Here is an 18,400-nt window from a genome sequence, read left to right as displayed (position 1 = left end):
GAACATCGGGCGACCGGAGGGTTACCGGGATCGGTCAGCTGGCCAACACTCGTTCGATCAGCTCGCGCACCGCGCCGTTTCCGCCCCGCCGGCTCAGCACCACCCGAGCCTCCTCGAGCACGAGCGGATGCGCGTTCGCGACCGCGACGGGCCACCCGACGATGCGCATCGCGGCGAGGTCGTTGACGTCGTTGCCGAGGTAGGCGATGTCGGTGAGGGGGATGGCATTCTCCTGCGCCCACGTGCGAAGCGCCGATTCCTTGTCGTCGATGCCGTGCAGCACCGGCACCCGGAGCTTCTCCGCCCTGGCGCGCACGACCGCGTTGACCTCGGTCGAGAGGATCAGCATCGGCACGCCGGCTCTGCGCAGGAGTGCCACGCCCATGCCGTCTTCCCGGCTCACGCGCACCCGTTCCCCGCCGTCGGCGTCGATGATCGCGGTGTCGTCGGTGTGCACGCCGTCGAAGTCCGTGACGATCGCGCGCACCGGAATCGGTCCCAGGCTCTCGTGGACTGCGGCGAGCGCTCGCGCCATGCGCAGCTGCTGTTCGTCATCGATCTCGATGGCGGTCCACTCCGGCACCTCGGCGATCCGTGTCCGTCCGAAGAAGCGGTGCCGGCTCTCGCGGAACCCGTCTGCGCGGAACACGTAGAACGCTCCGGTCTCGAGGTGGTGGGGCTCGCGGTCCTGCCGGCGCGGGCGTCGGGCGGCGTCATGGTTGAGGGCGATCGCGCCGCCCTCGTCACCTCGTCGCCACAGGAACCCATAGGTCTCGTAGGCCGAGAACACGCTGTCGGCGCGGTCGGAGCGCACATCGGCCACCGCCGCGGCGAGCGACTCGACATCGATGAACGGGGATGTCGCCTGCAGGAAGGCGACGACATCGCATTCGAGACCGTCGGCTCTGAGCTCGTCCAGGGCATGCAGGATCGCGCTCTCCGAAGAAGCGGTGTCGCCGGAGATCTCCGCAGGGCGCCGGATCACTCGCGCCCCCGCGTCCGCGCTCACCGCTGCGATCTCCGCATCATCGGTCGACACGACGACGAGATCGATCCCGGGCGATGCCGCCGCAGCGCGGATCGCCCGCTCCACCAGCGGCACCCCGCCGACGCGCTGCAGGTTCTTCCTCGGCACCTGCTTCGACCCGCCGCGCGCGGGAATGATCGCCGCTGTGAGCCCCGTCGTCATCGTCATCGTCATCGTCCTCGAATCGCTCGCCATGCGCGTCCGGCGCGACGGCGCGCGCCGCTGACCGTGAGTCGCCATTCCTCGATCCGCCCGACGCCGTCGGCGGAGCTTCCGTCGGCGGCCCGGATCACCCGGCCGAGCAGAGTCTCCCCCGCGGACCCGGGAAGACCCAGCACCGACAGCCGCTTCGCCGAGAAATACCGCTCGCGCTCGGCCGGGTCAAGCTCCGTCAGCAGCTGCTCGGCTCGAGAGCGCAGGTGTCCGGCGATCACCGGCTGCATGACGAAGCCGACGGCGTCGATCAGCAACTGCAGTCGGAGCGGATCCTGATAGGGCGAATCCGCGCGGGTGAGCGCGTCGACGATCGTCGCCGGGATGCGATTGCTGTTCTCGAACGGCGTCAGCCTCTTCATCACCGTCTCCGTGCCTGCGGAGCCGATCTCTCGGCCGAAGAGCTCTCGCACGGTGGGGAGCGCCGTCGAGAATCCCGCCACCACGCCTCGCACGTCCAGCCGGTCGGCGAGGACTTCTGCGGCAATCGAACCCCGGTACTCGACGAACTCCAGACCGAGCGCGATCGCCCGCTCGCGGACGGCGTCGGCGAGGAGAGGCGGAGCAGACGGGTGAGGTTTGAAGACGACGCGCTCCGGCGACCACTGCACGGCCCGGTCGATCATGTCCGCCTGCAGCGCGATCTCCTCTTCCGGCTTCACGAGGCCGAGCGCCGAGAGGTACTGCCCGAGCACCAGCACCGTCGGCGTGCCGTCATCCAGTGTCGAGATCGCGGCGTCGTCGCGCAACGCGCTCGCAGCCGTCTCGAGGAGCGCTTCCTTGAACGTCTCAGGTGCGACGGGGACGGCGAGCGCGGCCGTACCGCCGACGAGCGGCTGGACACCAGGCACCACATCGGCGTACACGACGCGTCGAATGCGCGCCGACACGATGTGCGGCAGCTTCACCCGCATGGGCGAGTACGTCATCAGCCCGTCGCCGATGATCGTGACACGGGCGGAAGGGAAGACCGACAGCAGGGTGCGCGCCGGCGCCACCTGCGGACTCTGCACCATGAGCTCGAGGTCACGAGCATCGACGTTCCAGGCGCGCGCGAGCAGGCGCTCCAACACCGGCAGATCGACATCACGCGGCTCCCAGAACGACGGGTGAAGCGGGCCGAGCACGGCATCGAGATCCTCGATGCGGTCGAAGCGGTCGCGAAGCGTGTTCAGAGCAGGATCGGCCGCGATGCCGACGCTCGTCTCCGGCACTCGCGATGACGTGAAGGGCACCAGCACCCGCTCCTCATCGCCCAGGAGACCGGCGTCGATCGCGGCGACCGCCGTGGCGAGACCGTACGTGCTGTGCAGCGCGAAGACCTGGGTCATGCCGCTTTCCTCGCCTGACGCAGCACCGGCGCGAGAACACGGCGACGCGAGCCGTCCAGACGCCGCAGGACTCCGGCGACCTGCGCCTCGGGAAGACGCCGGATCACGCCAAGGATGCCGGCGCGCATCTCGGCACGCAGGGCCGGAGTCATCCGCCGCGAGCGCACGAGATGCCGGGAGCTGAGGGCGAGGGCTGTCCAGACGACCTTGGGCAGGAAGCGCTCGCCCTCCGGATCGGCGCGGACGATGTCGAGCACCTCAGCCATGGCACGGGCGAAGTCGAGTTGACGCCGATCACGGACCTGTGTGAGAGATGTCGTGACGCCCCTCCGGTAGAGCAGCGCCGGAGCATCCACCACGGCGAAGGACTCCGCCTGCAGATGCAGGCGCCAGATCCACGGTCTGTCCTCGGCGGTGAACAGACCGGGCGGGAATGTCGCCAGCCCGCGGTCGATGAGGCGCCGATGGAAGATCCCGGCCCAGGCGAACGGGTAGTCGACCATCGTGGGCTCGTTCTCGGGAAGGATCGCATCGCGCGGGTCTGCGACCTGTTCCCGCCACGGATGAGGAGCGCGAACGAGAGTGCGGCGACCGCCCTTGTCGGTCACGTGGTCCGTGCGCAGGTAGTCGCAGCCCAGGTCGTGAAGACGCGACACCAGCACGTCGAGCCGGCGCGGCTGCATCCAGTCATCCCCGTCGAGGAAGCAGAACGCCTCGCCTTCGACGTGGGCCAGCCCCTGATTGCGGGCGTCCGACAGTCCGCGAGGCCGATCGTTGCTGATGACCTCGGCATAGGGGAACCGCTCGGCGTACCGCCGCATGATCGTCCCGGTGTCGTCGCGGGAGCCGTCGTCGATCGCGACGAGCTTGAGGGCTGCCGGGTCGTCGAACTGCCGGGTCAGCGTCTCGAGCGTCGTTCCGATGTACGGACCGGCGTCCTTCGCGGGCAGGATGACGGTGACGAGGGGTGTAGGCACGGAACTCCTGGTGGTGGATGTGTCGGGCATGGTCGCAGACGGTCGTTGCCGGTCGGGGACGCAGAGGTGAACGCGGGGTGTCTTCGCCTCGGGCGGCGGCGGCATCGGCGACGATGGGAGGATGCTCTGGCCCTTCGGACCGATCTGGCGCCCGATGCGGCGCAAGCGCCGAGACACCGTCGACCTGCGGTGGTTCACCCGGCGGTCGTGGACCACGAGCTGGTATCCGCAGGGAATCGACACGGGGATCTGGGACGGCCGCCCGGCGCTGGCCGTCAGCTGGTTCCGGCAGGATCGCCGCGGAAACCATCTCGCATCGCGCATCGCTCTCATCGACCCGAAGCGCTCGAGCCATCTCGACGTCGCCCTCTCGATCGAGGACGATGACGGCGCGCTGGTGCCGGCGCGGATCCACGCCGGAGGACTTGCCTGGTTCGAGCATCGGCTCTTCGTCGCCGCGACCGGGCAGGGGATCTGGGAGTTCGACCTCTCGGATCTGCGCCGGGTCAGCGGTGGACTCGCTCGCCGGCTTCGCGGCGGGAGCGATCGAGGGCTGCCGGCTGCGGCGCTCGTCGCCGTGCGCTCCCGCGTGCACGCCGTGCCGCTGCGCTGCTCCTTCATCGGGCGCGTGTTCGATGACGCAGGTCGGCCGCTGGGGCGCGTCCTCATCGGCGAGTACCGGACCGACGACCGCGGACGGATCGGGGAGTTCTCGATCCCCGAGGACGGGGCTGGCGGCTTCGTAGGCCGTCTCGAGTTCTCCCCCGGAATCCCACGTATGCAGGGGGCTGTCCGCTGGGGCGCGCAGCATTTCATCTCGCAGTCGGACCTGATGCTTCCCGGGAAACTGTGGAGCGGACCGCGTGAGGATCTTCGGCGCCACGATGTGACACTTCCCGTCGGCCCGGAGGATCTCGCGCTCGACCCCGAGGCCGGCGTGCTGTGGTCGCTCGGCGAACACCCGTGGCGTCGGGTGGTGCGGGGGATCCCGTTCGCACGCATCGGGCTCCCAGAACGGCGACCATAGACTGGAAGGGTGAAGCCTGCACCCCTCCTCGTCTACACCGTGCTGCGGCTGCTGGCCTTCCTGGTTCCGCTGGCGATCCTGTGGTTCTTCTTCCCGATCTTCCGGGAGTTCTGGTGGCTCGCCGCCATCTTCGCCGCTCTCATCGGCGCCAGCATCTCGCTGCTCTTCCTGCGCGCACCGCTGTCCGGTGCATCGACGCAACTGCACGAGCGAAGGCGGCAACGCACCTCCGCCGGTCAGACGGATGCCGAGGCGGAGGACCAGGCGATCGACGGCGACGACAGGCGCTGACGGCGACCGGTCGTCAGCGCCCGATCAGCCGACGAAGGCCCAGAACAGGGCGCCCGCGTAGAGCAACGACGACAGTGACGTGAGGGCGAGAGCGACGACGAGTTCCTGCGCCCGCCGGTACGTCCACACGATGAGGACGGCGGGAAGGGCCGCGAGCAGCGCCATGAGCGCCAGCCACGCGATGGGGAACAGCAGCGCGAGGAAGCTCGAGATCGCGAACGGTGCGAGCACGAAGAGCGTGTACAGCACCTGCGTCGCCCGTCGCCCGATCAGGACGCTCAGCGTGCGCTTGCCGACGGCGCGGTCCTGGTCGATGTCGCGCAGGTTGTTGGCCAGCAGCACCGCGCAGGCGAACAGGCCGGCGGCCACTGCGCCCAGCCAGGCCTGCTGCGGCAGCGCGAACACCTGCACCCAGGTCGTGCCGAGGGTGGCGACGAGCCCGAAGAACACGAAGACGAAGACCTCACCGAGGCCGTAGTAGCCGTAGGGCCGCTTGCCGCCGGTGTAGAACCAAGCGGCGACGATGCAGACGGCGCCGACCGCCAGCATCCACCACTGTCCGGTACGCACCACGATCGCGAGCCCGACGGCCGCGGCGAGCGCGAAGAAGACGAGACCGACAAGGAGGACGGTGCGGGGCCTCACCCTGCCGGACGCGGTCAGCCGAGCCGGTCCGACCCGGTGTGCGTCCGTGCCGCGGATGCCGTCGCTGTAGTCGTTGGCGAAGTTGACGCCGATCTGCAGCAGCAGGGCCACCGCGAGGCATGCGAGCGCGATGACCCAGTGAAATTCCGGCCCCGTCGACCGCGCGGCGCCCGTGCCGATCAGGACCGGGGCCGCCGCCAGCGGCAGGGTGCGCAGTCGCGCGGCGCCGATCCAGTCGCCGGCGGTGACGGGCCCGGCCTCGACGGCGGGACGCTTCGCGGGGTTGCCGCTGGTCTGCTTGGGCTTCGTCTGGTTCGTGCGCTTCTTTTGCTTCGAGGATGCTGCCACGCAGGGAATCCTAGTGGCAGCATCGATGCCTGCCGCTGAGCAGGCTCCGACCTCAGGCGTTCGGGTTGCTTGCCTTGCCGTCCAGCCACAGCGTGTCGGACGCGTCGCCGTGGGAGCCGCCCGTGCCGACGTGCTTGGCGCTAATCTTCGGGCCCTTGAGGATCACGTGCACCATCGCCTGCGCGTGACCGTGGCCGAGTCCGTACTCCTGCTTCAACCAGTTCAGGACGGGAGTCGCCTTGGTGGTCTCATCGAACCCCTGTTCCCTGGCGAGTTCGATGAACTGCCGCGGGGTGAGCCCGGTCTGGGTCTCGACCTTGTCGAGGTAAGCCTGGAATGACATCGGTTCTCCTTTTCGGTGTGTTCCGTCTTCTGTCGGTGTTCAGTCTTCGTCGAGGAATGTCTGGATCATTGTGGCGGACGCGTGAATGCACAGGATGCGCAGGAGTCCGGCGCCGGCGTTGACGAACCCGTGCGGCACGTGGGCGGCGACGGTGGCGGTGTCGCCCGGCTCAGCCAGGAACGTCTCGTCACCGCGAGTGATCCGCGCCGTGCCCTCGAGCACGACCCAGGTCTCCGAGTAGGGGTGCCGGTGAAGCCCTGGGCCCTCGCCCGGCTGATTCTCGACGTAGAAGTACGAGATGTCGGCGGCGTGCTCGGAGCCGACGAACTTGCGGCTCCTGCCGGGGCCGATGCGGATGTCGGCGTCGCGGACGACGCCCTCGGGGATGTCAGCGGTGAGCATGACGATGGTCCTTTCTCCGGTGTCCTCGGCCGCCTCCGCGGCCCGACGGTCCTCAGTCTCGACACCTGCTCCACGCTCCCATAGAGTTTCGATGTGGATCGAAACTCGTTGCCGATCGAGGGGATCGAGCACCCGGATCACCGCGTCGAGTTCCATCTGAGCCCTGGCGACATCCAGGCGGTACGCTTCGGCATCTCGCCAGGGCACGAACTGGCGCACGCCGTCCGCGTCCTGCTCCGGCCGGCGCAGCACCCGCTGCAGTGGGGCTGGTTGCGTGCGGTGCGGGAGCGCCTGCCTCGGGAGAGCTTCGCCCTCCTGGCCGCGGTGATCGGCGACGACGGCTACCTTCCCGACTTCCTGACGGCGACCCCGCACTGGGAGATGACACCGGAGGCCGAGCTCGAGGCGCTCCGCAGCGCCGCGCTCCAACCGATGCGCGTCGACCTCGGCAAGATGGTGCTGCGATCCAGCGGGTCTCGCCAGCAGGCACTGCGTGACATGCAGGAGAACCCCGCGAGGGCGAGGAGCATGATCGCCGATGCCTGGGAGCACTTCTGGAACACGGCGCTCTCGCCGGTATGGCCGCAGCTCGAGCGTCTGCTCCGAGCCGACATCGCGGTTCGCGCGCAGACGATGGCCACGTCCGGCATCTCGGGCATGGCAGACGGCCTGCACTCGAAGGTCAGCTGGGGCGAGGGCGCCGTGCGCGTGTCGCTGCGCAGGCACAGCGAACAGGTCGACTGCCGGGGCGTCGGCCTGGTGCTGGTGCCCTCCGTCATGTCGTCGTGGGGCTGCATGGTGCTCACCGAACCGCCGGCACAGCCGACTCTCTTCTACCCGGCCCGCGGTGTCACTGCGGGGTGGGCGCGTGACGGGACCGAGATCTCCGAGGCGCTGGGTTCCCTGCTCGGCCCCGCCCGCGCCGGAATCCTCCTCGGTGCCGGCACGGCGCGGACGACGTCCGAGGTCGCGGCGGATGCGGGCATCGCGGTGTCGACGGCATCGCACCACCTCACCGTGCTCCGCGATGCCGGACTCGTGACGAGCCAGCGCGACGGCGCTCGCATGCTGCACCTGCGCACCCCGCTCGGCGAGGCGATGGTGGGCGCGGTGCTGTGAGGGGCGCTCCTACTCGGGCGAGATGATCGGCCGGTGCTCGTAATAGGTCTGCAGCACCACGGTCGTGCGCGTGCTCACGTTGGCCGCGAGGCGGACATCGCGCACGAGTTCTTCGAGCGCACGAGGAGACGCCACCCGCACGAAGAGCATGTAGCTCGCATCCCCCGCGATCGAATGGCACGCCTCGATCGCGCTGAGATGCTCGAGCAGCTCCGGCGCGTTGTCGGGCTGAGCGGGGTCGAGCGGGGTGATCTCGATGAACGCCGACAGCGGAGCGCCCACCTCCTCCGGGTCGAGGATGGCCCGGTAGCCGGTGATGACGCCGCGGGTCTCCAGGCGCCGCAGTCGGGACTGCACCGCCGACACTGAGAGCCCCACCGCATCCGACAGCTGAGACAACGTGGCACGGCCGTCGAGAGAGATCGCGGCGAGGATGGCTCGTTCGACAGGATCATCCATACATGAAAGAATATCGGCTGTAGTCGGCTTTCGCCGGAAACTTTCCGAACAACTTCCCGATCGGAGGTCCCGATGTCCATCATTTCCGCTCAGACCCCTGCTGCCACCAGCAACGGTCAGGCCATCGTCGGCGAACCCGAGGTCGTCGAGGATGCGTCGATCGCAGAGACCACCGCCGCCTGGAAGCGCCTCAAGGATGCAGCGATCGCGCTCCGCGAGCTCCAGGTCAAGGACGGTTCGATCCCCGATGCCGCCCACCACGCCGCGGCGCGCGGGTTCGTCGCGGAGATCACCGCCGGCGTGCGTGCACTCGCCCCCGCCTTCCCGCACGACGCGAACTACCTCGCAGCTTCGGTGACCGACTTCGATCGCTGGGCGTCCGAGGACTTCGGTGTGCCCGACTTCCACGACTCCCTCGTGGCGTTCCAGCCTCAGCAGCATCGTGTCGACGGCATCCGCCACCTCGTGGTCTTCCCGATGTACACGCAGAACGGATCCAGCGACCGGCTCGTCGAGGCGCTCATCGTCGAGACCATCTGGCCCGAGTTCATCGCGGCGCTCGAGGCCGGCGACTACGGCAACAAGCTCTTCGTCTCGCTGCGGCTCGTCGACTTCACCCCCGGCTACGACACGAACTCGGCGGTGCTGTTCCCCGAGACCGTGTCGATGCGGGAGATCCCGACCTTCACGTGGGGTGCGATCTTCCAGGACCGCGAGGCCGCGCGTTACCGCCGCGTCACCCGCGCCGCTGCCGAGATCACGAAACTCGAGCTGCCGGAGCGCGCGAACGCGATGCTCGACGACCAGGCACTCACCGAGCGCGCCTTCGTCATGTGGGACATCATCCACGACCGCACGCACATGCGCGGAGACCTGCCGTTCGACCCGTTCATGATCAAGCAGCGGATGCCGTTCTTCCTGTACTCGCTGGAAGAACTGCGGTGCGATCTGACCGCGTTCCGCGAGTCCGTGAAGATCGAGCGTTCACTGTCGGCCCGCGCGGCCGCCGGCGAGGTGCTCGTGGGCTCCGAGCAGGAGATGCTCGAGCACGCAGCCCTCGTGCAGTACGCGGTCATCTTCGACCGGATCTTCCGCTTCGCGATCACCGGTTCTCGTGTGCGCAATTATGACGGTCTCGGCGGTCAGCTGCTGTTCGCCTGGCTGCACCAGCGCGGCGTGCTGCACTGGACCGACACGCGGCTCGCCTTCGACTGGGAGGGCGTACCCGACGCCGTCGTGGCGCTGGGTGATGCGATCGACGAGCTGTACTGGCGCTCGATCGACCGCCCGAAGACGGCGCACTGGCTCGCCGCGTACGACCTGGTTCGGAGCGTCCTGACGCCGCACCCGGCGTCGAACTGGGCCCGCGGCCTCTCGGACGAGATCCTCTCCGGCTCGCCGAGGGGATACACCGACGCGGTGCTGGACGACGAGTTCCCGCTGTCGATGTTCTTCGAGGCGCTCGACAAGAAGATGAAGCCGGTGATCGAGTCGACCGTCGGCATCCGCGGCACCGACGACTGATCCCCTCTTCGCGACTTCTGCGGCCGATCGCATCTTCTGCGGCCATTCCGGCCCGGATCGGCCGCAGAAGTTCGATCTCTCCGCGAAAGTTGAGCATATGAGCGTCACTGACCGCACCGTCGTCCTCGCCGGTGCCACGAGTGCGTCGGGACTCGCCCTCGCCTCGGCCCTTCAGGACGCCGGTGCGCGCGTCGTCGCCACCGGCCGATCGGCGGAGCGTCTCGCGCCGCTGAAGGATGCCGGCGTGCAGATCGAGGTCGCGGACGCCACCTCGCTCGATCACATGACCGCACTCGCATCACGCCTCGAGTCCGTGGACGGCGTGATCCCTCTGGTCGGCGGCTGGCGCGGCGGCGGCGGCCTCGCCGGGCAGTCGGATGACGACTTCGACGCACTGCTGCCCGCCCTCGCCGCGGTCCGCGCGACCAGCCGTGCCTTCGACGCGCGGCTTCGTGCGTCGGGTGCCGGGAGGTTCGCGATCGTGTCATCGACGGCCGTCGGCCGCCCGCTCGCCGGCGGCGCGAACTATGCGGCGATCAAGGCCGGGAGCGAGGCCTGGACTCTCGCGGTCGCGCAGGGCTACGCCAAGTCGGCTCGGGATGCCGGTGAGCCGCTGCGCACGGCATCCGTAGTGTTCCGAGCGAAAGCCCTCGACACCGCAGCGCTCGTGCCCGCGGTTCTGTCGCTGTGGGACGTGGATGCCGCGAAGCTCAACGACCGGATCATCGACCTCCTCTGAGCCGCGTCGCTCCGCGACCGCGTCAGCGGCGTCGGTCCGGGATCTCGGGCGGCTGTCCGCGCACCGGCGCCGGCGCATCGAACGATCGATGATCGGCAGGCCTCGAGGCGTCGGCATCCGCGGCGGCCTCCGCGTCGGCATCCGACGACTCGACGCCCGGGTCGTCCGCGCCGTCGGTGCCGCCGTCGGGCGCCTGCTCGGGCGCTGCCGCGTACAGCTCGGCGAGTTGACGGTACGAGCGCGTGAAGAACGCAGCGATCGCGGCGACGACCATGATGAGACCCGCGAACAGGCAGATCAGCGCGATGCCGCGTGCCTCGCCCTCGCCGAGCAGCCATCCCCACTGCCGCTGGCCGGCCGAGCTGTCCATGTACGGGATGATGAGGAACTCGGCGATCGGGGCGATGAGGAACGCCGTGACCGGCGCGGCGGCCGCCTCCATGGCCGCAGCGACGCCGAACACCCTCCCCTGTCGCGTGAACGGCACGACTTTCTGGATCACCGTCTGCTCGGCCGCCTCGACCGGCGGCACCAGCATCATGTAGAGCCACATGCCGACGACGTAGAGCGGCCACCATTCGCGCAGCATGAACACCGCACCGAGAAGCCCCATGGCGATGACGACGAGCAGCATCGTGCGCATCGGCAGCCTGCCCAGGCCGAACTTGGCCACGAGACCGCCGCCGATGATGAACCCCGTCGAGGCGAACGCGAGCGCGAACCCCCAGGTCTGCGCGTCGAACAGCGTGAGACCGTACGGGTCCATCAGCGCCATGTAGACGCCGCCGATGAGGTTGTTGAACGTGGAGAAGATGATGAGGGCGAACAGCCCGGGGGCGAGGCGGATCGCCTGCACGCTGCCGCGGAAATCCAGGGCGCTGGTCGCGTTCTCGTCGGGCACCGGCGCACTCTCGGGGATGCGCACGAACAGCAGGTGCACGAACGTCAGAGCCATCGCGACGATGGCGATCACGAGGGTCCATCCCATTCCGAGGAAGCCGATGGACAGGCCCGAGAACACGCTCGTCACCAGGAAGGCGAGGCCCTGCACGGTGCCGACGAGACCGTTCGCGTTCGCACGCTTGTCCTCCTCGATGAGCAGCGTCACGGTCGTGGAGAGCGCGATGTTGCGCAGCTGCTCGATGACACCGCCGAACAGGATGACGCCAGAGAAGAGCCAGAACCACGGACCGCCGAGATCGAGCAGGGCGGATTCGGGCTGCCACGCGTAGAGCAGCCCGGCGATGAGGAAGGCGATCGCCGAGATCACGCTGGAGATCAGCATCACCCTGTGCTTGCGGTGCCGGTCGACGATCGTGCCGAACAGCATCGCGAAGAACGCGACGAACAGCATGTAGGCGCCGCCGATGATTCCCGTGGCCAGCACCGACTGCGTCTCGATGTACACCCAGAACGTCAGCGCGAACCAGAGGAAGCTCGTCGTGACGTTGGCGATGAGCGTGTTGATGAGGACGTTGGTGAACGCCCTCTTGGCGCGGGGGCTGCCGGGAGAGGCTTCGTCTGCCGGCCCTGGCGGGCGCGCGGAGTCTGCGGTGTCGGTCACGGTCTGATCGTATGGCCGGCGTCCGACATCCGGAACCCCTCGCTGCCTGCAGCCTCGCCGTCGCGGCATCCGCGCCGCTCCGGCCCGACGATTCGCGGTGAGCCGGACGATTCGCGGTGGATTCCGCCGCAGTCCCACCTCGAATCGTCACGAGCACCTCGAATCGTCCGGCGCCGGCGACCCGCCCGAACGGCTCGCGTCACCCGGGCAATAGGCTTGTGCGGTGAGCATCCAGCATGACCCCGCGATCCGGGGCTTCGCCAGTGACAACTACTCCGGCATCCACCCCGAGGTCCTCGCCGCGATCGGCGCCGCCAACGACGGCCACCAGGGGGCGTACGGCGCCGACGCGTACACGGAGCGCCTGCAGGAGGTGTTCCGCCAGCACTTCGGGGAGGGCACGGAAGCCTTCCCGGTCTTCAACGGCACCGGAGCGAACGTCACCGGCCTGCAGTCGATGCTGCCGCGATGGGGCGCCGTGATCGCGGCATCCTCCGCTCACATCAACGTCGACGAGGGCGGCGCTCCCGAGCGGATCGGCGGCTTCAAGATCCTCACCGTACCGACGCCAGACGGCAAGCTCACCCCCGAGCTGGTCGATCGCGAGGCCTGGGGCTGGGGCGATGAGCATCGCGCCCAGCCGCTGGTGGTCTCGATCACCCAGTCGACCGAATTGGGCACGCTCTACTCGGCGGCCGAGATCCGCGCCCTCGCCGACCACGCGCACGGGCGGGGCATGAAGCTGCATCTCGACGGTGCCCGGCTCTCCAACGCCGCCGCGGCTCTCGACCTGCCGCTTCGCGCCTTCACGCGCGACGCCGGCGTGGATGTGCTGAGCTTCGGCGGCACCAAGAACGGCGCCATGCTCGGCGAGGCGATCGTCGTGCTGAACCCCGAGGCGGCCGACGGCCTGCTCTACGCGCGCAAGTTCAACATGCAGCTCTCGTCGAAGATGCGTTTCGTCTCGGCGCAGCTGATCGCGCTGCTCGAGGGCGACCTCTGGCTGCGCAACGCCCGCCACGCCAACACGATGGCACGACGCCTGCGGGCGGCCATCGAGGCGGGCATCGCCGACGGCTCGATCAACGGCGTCGCGTTCACGCAGCCGACCCAGTCGAACGGGGTCTTCGCGACGGTGCCGGACGGCGTCGCCGACCGCCTCCGCGAATCCTTCCGGTTCTACGACTGGGACGCCGCGCGCAACGAGGTGCGCTGGATGTGCAGCTTCGACACGCAGGAAGACGACGTCGACGCGTTCGTCGCCGAGCTGTCGCGGCTGACCCGCGCCTGACGATGACCGACTGGGACGGAGCGTTCAACCTCCGTGACCTCGGCGGAATACCACTGCGCACAGGCGGAAGCACCGCCATCGGTCAGGTGTTCCGCTCGGGGCGGCCCGAGACCCTGACGGATGCCGGCTGGGCAGCCCTCCGCGCGGCGGGTGTGACGACGGTGATCGATCTGCGCAACCCGCCCGAGCGCACGCGCCGTGTGACCGACCCCGTCCTCGCGGACGGCCACGCGCTGGGCGTGGACATCGTGCACGCGCCGACCGAGGACCCGGACGACCCGGAGTTCATGCGCGTCGTCGGACCGTGGCTCGATCATCCCCGAGGCTTCGCCGGCAACCTGCGCATGTACCCGGAGAAGCTCGCCGCTGTCTTCACCACCATCGCGGACGCACCCGGTTCGGTGCTCGTGCACTGTGCCGGCGGCCGAGACCGCACCGGCCTGGTGTCGGCGACGCTGCTGCGTCTCGCGGATGCCGAGATCGATGCGATTACCGACGACTATGGCGCGGCGTTCCGCGAGGCGAGCAGGCGCCATGCCCGTGACCTCCCCGCGCTGCCGCTGCCAGGCCAGGGCGGCTACGTCGAACCCATGTTCAGCGATGCCGAGATCGAGGAGCGGATCGCCGAGCGCGTGTCGGTGTTGCGCGATTGGATCGCCGACTTCGACGTCAGGGCGTACCTGTCGCACGCGGGCGTCTCGGGCGCACGGATCGACGCGCTGGTTGCGCGCCTGCAGAGCGACGTTCTCTAACGCAGCAGCCCGAGGTTCGCGAGCGCCAAGCGGATGAGGGTGCCCCGGCCGCCCTCCATCTCGGCGGCCACGGCGTCGGATCCGGCCTCCTCAGGCGTGAACCAGGTGACCTCGAGCGCGTCCTGACGGGGTTCGCAGGTACCGGTGACGGGCACGACGAACGCCAGCGACACCGCATGCTGGCGGTCGTCGTGATAGGCGCTGACACCGGGGATCGGGAAGTACTCGGCGACGGTGAAGGGCAGGGGCTGCGGTGGAAGCAGCGGGAAGGCCATCGGTCCGAGGTCGTTCTCGACGTGGCGGAACAGCGCATCGCGGATGGTCTCGCCGAACCGCACGCGGCCCGAGACGATCGTGCGGGTCATCTCGCCGATGGGCGTCGAGCGCAACAGGATGCCGATCTCGGTGACCTGGCCGGATCCGTCGGTGCGCACCGGGATCGCCTCGACGTAGAGCATGGGCAGCCGGCGTCTCGCCTCTTCGAGCTCGATGTCACTCAGCCAGCCGGGATTCGAACGCGAGGCCGGCTGCGCGTCGTCGAACCCGCCGAGACCGTCGTCGGGTTCCGGGTCGGGATCAGGGGTGCGCACGGACATGTCTCATTTCTATCAGCCGCGTCGGCATCCTGATATGGACCTCACGCCAGGGCGCTCGGCTTCTCGGTGCCGGTCGGGCGCTGGCAGGATGGTCGCATGAGCGCTTCTGTCGTCATCGACGCCGCGGCGACCCGGTGGTCGCCCGACGAGCGGGAGGGGATGCCGCTGCTCGTGCTCCTGCACGGCTACGGCGCCGATGAGAACGATCTGTTCGGCCTGGTGCCCTATCTTCCGGACGGGATCGCGGTGGCATCCGTCGCCGCTCCACTGATGCCCCCCTGGCCGACGCCTGGCAGGTCCTGGTACGCGATCGAGGGGCTGGAGGGGCGGAGTCCGGAAGCGGTGACCGCGGCCGCCGAGGCGCTGTTGGCGTGGATCGATGCGCACGCCGATGTCGACGACATCGCCCTTCTCGGCTTCTCGCAGGGTGCGGCGGTGTCGCTGCAGGCCATGCGGCTGGATCCGCGCCGCTTCGGCGCCGTCGTCGCCCTCAGCGGATACGCGGCTCAGGGCGAGCTGCCGCGCGACGAAGAGTTGCGCGAGCGCAGGCCCCCGGTGTTCTGGGGACGCGGATCGCACGACGACGTCATCCCCCCTGCGCTCATCGATCAGACGGCGCAGTGGCTGCCGGATCACGCCGAACTGTCCGGTCGCGTCTACCCGGGGCTCACCCACAGCATCTCTCACGAGGAGCTCGCCGACGTGCGGTTGTTCCTGGAGAAATGGCGGGATCGGCCGGAAGACGTCGCAGCGTCGGGCTGATCAGGGGGCGGGGCGGTCGCCGGGTTCCGGTTTCGTGGTGGCATCCGATTCCGTCGTGCCATCCACCTCAACGCCCAGCGGAGCATCCGCTTCGACCTCCAGCCGGGGGTCCGCCTCGACGTCCCGCACAGCATCCGCTTCGACGGCCAGCGGAGCATCCGCCTCGACCTCCAGCGCCGGATCGGCTTCGACCTTCAGCGGCGCGTCCGCTTCCACCTCCAGCGCCGGATCGGCTTCAGCCGAAGCATCCGTACCGCTGCTGGGATCCGACGCCGGGTCCTTTTCCTCGCCGTCTTCGGCGGCGGGCTTCGCGCTGAACGCCGCGGCGAAGGCGATGCCGACGGCGAGGCCCAGTGCGATGCCCATGGCGATGTTGTCCAGCGAGACGCCGAGGGCGACTCCGACGCCCATGCCGAGAGCGATCCCCACGCCCCACCCCGTCCGCATCCGCGCTTCGCTGCTGCTCATCCTGTCGTCGGCCATGCTCCGACGCTACGCGGGGAGGGGTGGTGCCGCATCCCCCGCGTGGCGGATATCGAGCAAGCGCCGCGTGGCGGATATCGAGCACAGCAGCGACACGCCCGGGGTTGCGGGAACCCGACACGCCCGGGTACAGTCGTGTGGTCCTGTCCGCCGTGTCTGGAAGTCCTTTGATCTGATTCGTCGCCTCCGCGCTCCTCTTTCCGCGCGCTGACCCGACGATCGCCGACTCACACGGCCCGCATCCGCCTCTTCCGGCGTCGGTTTCCGACGCCTCCGTAACCGGATGCCCGGCGTCAGTGCACCCGCACACCTCCGGGAGACACTCATGTCAACACCGACCCTCAACGCATCGGTCACCCTCGACCGCCTCTCGTTCACCTGGCCGGACGGCTCCGTCGCACTCGACGGCGTCTCCGGTTCGTTCGGCACCGGCCGCACGGGCCTGGTCGGCCGCAACGGCTCGGGCAAATCCACGCTCCTCCGTCTGATGGCGGGGGAACTCCGCCCGACCGCCGGCGCGGTTCTCGCCAGCGGCGACGTCGCCTACCTGCCTCAGCAATTGACTCTCGACGTCGATCGTCGCGTGGCCGAACTGCTCGGCGTCGCCGAACCGCTCGACGCGGTACGGGCGATCGCTGCAGGCGACGTCGACCCCGCGCGCTTCGACGCGGTGGGCGATGACTGGGACATCGAGGCGCGCACCGAAGCATCGCTCGCCGAAGCCGGCCTCGACCCGACGTTTCTCGACCGCAGGGTCGGAGAGCTCTCCGGCGGCGAGGCTGTCCTGGTCGCGATCGCCGGCATCCGCCTCCGCCGGGCTCCGATCACACTTCTCGATGAGCCGACGAACAATCTCGACCGAGGTGCCCGCGCCACGCTCGCCGCGATGATCCGCTCATGGAAGGGCGCCCTCATTGTGGTCAGTCATGACCTCTCGCTGCTCGAACTCATGGATGACACCGCCGAGCTGTACGCTCACACCCTGAGCGTGTTCGGCGGTCCGTATTCCGAATGGCGCGCCTGGCTGGATGCCGAGCAGGATGCGGCCCGGCAAGCCGAGCGCGATGCCGCCCAGGCCATGCGCAAGGAGAAGCGGCAGCGCATCGAGGCTGAGGTCAAGCTCGCCCATCGAGCTCGCACCGCGCACAAGGCCGAGGTGGAGAAACGCGTTCCGAAGATCATCGCGCACGGCCGCAGGAGCGAGGCCCAGGTGTCAGCCGGCCGACTTCGCGTCGAGATGGGCGAGAAAGAGGATGCCGCCCGCGCAGCTCTCGACGAGGCCGGCCGACGCATACGCGATGACGACTCGATGAAGATCGAGCTGCCCGATCCGCAGGTCTCGCGCAGTCGCCGCATCGCCACCATCGCCGACGAGAACCGCTCCTGGATCATCCAGGGACCGGAGCGCACGGCGCTGATCGGACCCAACGGTGCCGGGAAGACGACACTGCTGCGGCGGCTCGTGGAGAGCGCGCAGGGTGCGGTCGATGATTCAGGAAGAATCAGCCGGACATCGGCAGAAAGGCCGGATTCCGCAGGATCCGGCGCAGATCTCCTGAACTCTGACCGGCCTCGCCTTGCGGCAGAAGCCCACACGGACCGGATCGGCTACCTGCCGCAGCGCATCGACGGGCTCGACGAGACCCGGTCGGTGTTCGCGAACATCGCCGACGCCGCCCCTCGTGTGCCGGAGAAGGAGCTGCGCAACCGCATGGCGCGCTTTCTGATCCGGGGAGGCACCGCGGATCGGCCCGTGTCGAGCCTGTCCGGCGGCGAGCGCTTCCGGGTGGCCCTCGCCCGGGTGCTGCTCGCTGATCCCGCTCCGCACCTGGTGGTGCTCGATGAGCCGACGAACAATCTCGACCTCGACACGGTCGACCAGCTCGTCGAGGCGCTGCTCGCCTATCGGGGCGCGGTGCTCGTCGTCAGCCACGACGATGCGTTCCTGCGGCGGCTCGATCTCGCGCGCACGCTCGAGATCGATGCGGAGGGGGCGCTGACCGAGGTGGTCGTGTGACGCTCAGCCGGCGGGCTCAGGCCCGCCGGCTGCGCATCGCCTTCGTGTGCGAGAGGTCGGGGTCGGCCGCCAGCACCGCGTACTCCTCGGAGTCGCGCGGCACCAGCGCGACGCGGCCCTCGGCGTCATGATGGGTTCCCCATCCGTAGCGCTTCCCGAGGGGTGACGAGCGCAGGCACGGCTGTCCCTTCGAGAAGAAGGCCTCGCGTGCCGCGGCATCGTCGACGGCGATGCCGTTTCGAAGGGCATAGGTCTCGAAGATCACGTCGTCCGAGGTACGGGCGTACGGCTCTTCGGCGATCAGCCGGTGATGCAGCGCCGCGATCGACGGCGTGTCCGTCACCGGCGGTTCGACCGCATGACCGATCGGGCAGTCCTCCGCCACCTCGATGAAAGTGCTTCGGTAGTTCGTCGTGTGCTGCGCCATGGCACCAGCATCCACCCCGCCGCAGACATCCGTCCAGCCGATGTCGGCGGCCTCGGCGAAGAT

The 18,400-nt window shown here is 69.1% G+C and carries 20 protein-coding genes; 9 read left to right on the top strand and 11 right to left on the bottom strand.

The window, feature by feature from the left end:
* Nucleotides 1-34: 34 nt before the first annotated feature.
* Genes RIN18_RS05150 through RIN18_RS05140 form a run of 3 tightly spaced genes read right to left on the bottom strand, consistent with a single transcriptional unit; the run spans nucleotide 35 to nucleotide 3,548 of the window.
* Nucleotides 35-1,195 carry a cytidylyltransferase domain-containing protein gene (locus tag RIN18_RS05150; protein ID WP_375163493.1) on the bottom strand — a complete coding sequence of 387 codons (1,161 nt, stop codon included), beginning with the start codon at nucleotides 1,193-1,195 and terminating at the stop codon, nucleotides 35-37.
* Between the two features lie 2 nt (nucleotides 1,196-1,197).
* Entirely contained in the window at nucleotides 1,198-2,571 is a 1,374-nt protein-coding gene (locus RIN18_RS05145) for a polysialyltransferase family glycosyltransferase (RefSeq protein WP_309102876.1), read from the bottom strand.
* Nucleotides 2,568-3,548 (bottom strand): glycosyltransferase, encoded by a 981-nt coding sequence (locus RIN18_RS05140; protein WP_309102875.1) that lies wholly within the window; start codon nucleotides 3,546-3,548, stop codon nucleotides 2,568-2,570. Before RIN18_RS05140 ends, RIN18_RS05145 begins: the two co-directional genes overlap by 4 nt.
* A gap of 121 nt (nucleotides 3,549-3,669) precedes the next feature.
* Here RIN18_RS05140 and RIN18_RS05135 point away from each other — a divergent pair, with 121 nt between their 5' ends.
* A complete protein-coding gene (locus RIN18_RS05135) occupies nucleotides 3,670-4,575 on the top strand; it encodes a hypothetical protein (RefSeq protein WP_309102874.1) in 906 nt (301 codons plus the stop codon).
* A gap of 9 nt (nucleotides 4,576-4,584) precedes the next feature.
* Nucleotides 4,585-4,866, top strand: a complete 282-nt coding sequence (locus RIN18_RS05130) for a DUF4229 domain-containing protein (RefSeq protein WP_309102873.1) — start codon at nucleotides 4,585-4,587, stop codon at nucleotides 4,864-4,866.
* A gap of 24 nt (nucleotides 4,867-4,890) precedes the next feature.
* On the opposite strand, the gene RIN18_RS05125 is transcribed toward RIN18_RS05130, so the two are convergent.
* The 3 genes from RIN18_RS05125 to RIN18_RS05115 are packed head-to-tail and all read right to left on the bottom strand — an operon-like array spanning nucleotide 4,891 to nucleotide 6,604.
* Nucleotides 4,891-5,859 (bottom strand): 1,4-dihydroxy-2-naphthoate polyprenyltransferase, encoded by a 969-nt coding sequence (locus RIN18_RS05125; RefSeq protein ID WP_309102872.1) that lies wholly within the window; start codon nucleotides 5,857-5,859, stop codon nucleotides 4,891-4,893.
* A gap of 52 nt (nucleotides 5,860-5,911) precedes the next feature.
* Nucleotides 5,912-6,202, bottom strand: a complete 291-nt coding sequence (locus RIN18_RS05120) for a DUF4287 domain-containing protein (protein WP_309102871.1) — start codon at nucleotides 6,200-6,202, stop codon at nucleotides 5,912-5,914.
* A 39-nt stretch (nucleotides 6,203-6,241) separates the two neighbouring features.
* Nucleotides 6,242-6,604, bottom strand: coding sequence for a cupin domain-containing protein (locus RIN18_RS05115; RefSeq protein WP_309102870.1), 363 nt, complete (start codon nucleotides 6,602-6,604; stop codon nucleotides 6,242-6,244).
* 93 nt (nucleotides 6,605-6,697) lie between these two features.
* On the opposite strand from RIN18_RS05115, the gene RIN18_RS05110 reads away from it, so the two are divergent.
* Nucleotides 6,698-7,723 carry a DUF5937 family protein gene (locus RIN18_RS05110; protein ID WP_309102869.1) on the top strand — a complete coding sequence of 342 codons (1,026 nt, stop codon included), beginning with the start codon at nucleotides 6,698-6,700 and terminating at the stop codon, nucleotides 7,721-7,723.
* A 9-nt stretch (nucleotides 7,724-7,732) separates the two neighbouring features.
* Here the strand turns inward: RIN18_RS05110 and RIN18_RS05105 are convergent, their stop codons facing one another.
* A complete protein-coding gene (locus RIN18_RS05105; protein WP_375163492.1) occupies nucleotides 7,733-8,182 on the bottom strand; it encodes an Lrp/AsnC family transcriptional regulator in 450 nt (149 codons plus the stop codon).
* A 72-nt stretch (nucleotides 8,183-8,254) separates the two neighbouring features.
* Between RIN18_RS05105 and RIN18_RS05100 the strand changes: the two genes are divergently transcribed.
* Nucleotides 8,255-9,706 carry a DUF6421 family protein gene (locus RIN18_RS05100; RefSeq protein ID WP_309102868.1) on the top strand — a complete coding sequence of 484 codons (1,452 nt, stop codon included), beginning with the start codon at nucleotides 8,255-8,257 and terminating at the stop codon, nucleotides 9,704-9,706.
* 97 nt (nucleotides 9,707-9,803) lie between these two features.
* Nucleotides 9,804-10,445 (top strand): SDR family oxidoreductase, encoded by a 642-nt coding sequence (locus tag RIN18_RS05095; RefSeq protein ID WP_309102867.1) that lies wholly within the window; start codon nucleotides 9,804-9,806, stop codon nucleotides 10,443-10,445.
* Between the two features lie 22 nt (nucleotides 10,446-10,467).
* Here RIN18_RS05095 and RIN18_RS05090 read toward each other — a convergent pair whose 3' ends face one another.
* On the bottom strand, nucleotides 10,468-12,009 hold the full coding sequence (locus RIN18_RS05090; protein WP_375163491.1) for an MFS transporter: 1,542 nt from the start codon (nucleotides 12,007-12,009) through the stop codon (nucleotides 10,468-10,470).
* Nucleotides 12,010-12,232: 223 nt separating this feature from the next.
* On the opposite strand from RIN18_RS05090, the gene RIN18_RS05085 reads away from it, so the two are divergent.
* A complete protein-coding gene (locus RIN18_RS05085; protein ID WP_309102866.1) occupies nucleotides 12,233-13,300 on the top strand; it encodes a low specificity L-threonine aldolase in 1,068 nt (355 codons plus the stop codon).
* Nucleotides 13,301-13,302: 2 nt separating this feature from the next.
* On the top strand, nucleotides 13,303-14,052 hold the full coding sequence (locus RIN18_RS05080; protein WP_309102865.1) for a tyrosine-protein phosphatase: 750 nt from the start codon (nucleotides 13,303-13,305) through the stop codon (nucleotides 14,050-14,052).
* On the opposite strand, the gene RIN18_RS05075 is transcribed toward RIN18_RS05080, so the two are convergent.
* Nucleotides 14,049-14,648 (bottom strand): NUDIX hydrolase family protein, encoded by a 600-nt coding sequence (locus tag RIN18_RS05075; RefSeq protein WP_309102864.1) that lies wholly within the window; start codon nucleotides 14,646-14,648, stop codon nucleotides 14,049-14,051. The two genes, RIN18_RS05080 and RIN18_RS05075, sit on opposite strands and share 4 nt — an antisense overlap.
* Nucleotides 14,649-14,744: 96 nt before the next feature.
* On the opposite strand from RIN18_RS05075, the gene RIN18_RS05070 reads away from it, so the two are divergent.
* Nucleotides 14,745-15,410, top strand: coding sequence for an alpha/beta fold hydrolase (locus RIN18_RS05070; protein WP_309102863.1), 666 nt, complete (start codon nucleotides 14,745-14,747; stop codon nucleotides 15,408-15,410).
* Here RIN18_RS05070 and RIN18_RS05065 read toward each other — a convergent pair whose 3' ends face one another.
* Entirely contained in the window at nucleotides 15,411-15,893 is a 483-nt protein-coding gene (locus tag RIN18_RS05065; protein ID WP_309102862.1) for a hypothetical protein, read from the bottom strand.
* A gap of 325 nt (nucleotides 15,894-16,218) precedes the next feature.
* On the opposite strand from RIN18_RS05065, the gene RIN18_RS05060 reads away from it, so the two are divergent.
* Nucleotides 16,219-17,910 (top strand): ABC-F family ATP-binding cassette domain-containing protein, encoded by a 1,692-nt coding sequence (locus RIN18_RS05060; protein WP_309102861.1) that lies wholly within the window; start codon nucleotides 16,219-16,221, stop codon nucleotides 17,908-17,910.
* A 16-nt stretch (nucleotides 17,911-17,926) separates the two neighbouring features.
* On the opposite strand, the gene RIN18_RS05055 is transcribed toward RIN18_RS05060, so the two are convergent.
* On the bottom strand, nucleotides 17,927-18,337 hold the full coding sequence (locus RIN18_RS05055) for a DUF6157 family protein (RefSeq protein ID WP_309102860.1): 411 nt from the start codon (nucleotides 18,335-18,337) through the stop codon (nucleotides 17,927-17,929).
* Nucleotides 18,338-18,400: the final 63 nt, after the last annotated feature.

Origin of the sequence: Microbacterium sp. (assembly GCF_031179285.1) — a bacterium.
In the GTDB taxonomy this organism is placed as follows: domain Bacteria; phylum Actinomycetota; class Actinomycetes; order Actinomycetales; family Microbacteriaceae; genus Microbacterium.
Note: the sequence above shows the minus strand (reverse complement) of the source record. Positions and strands in the feature narration are given on the sequence as shown.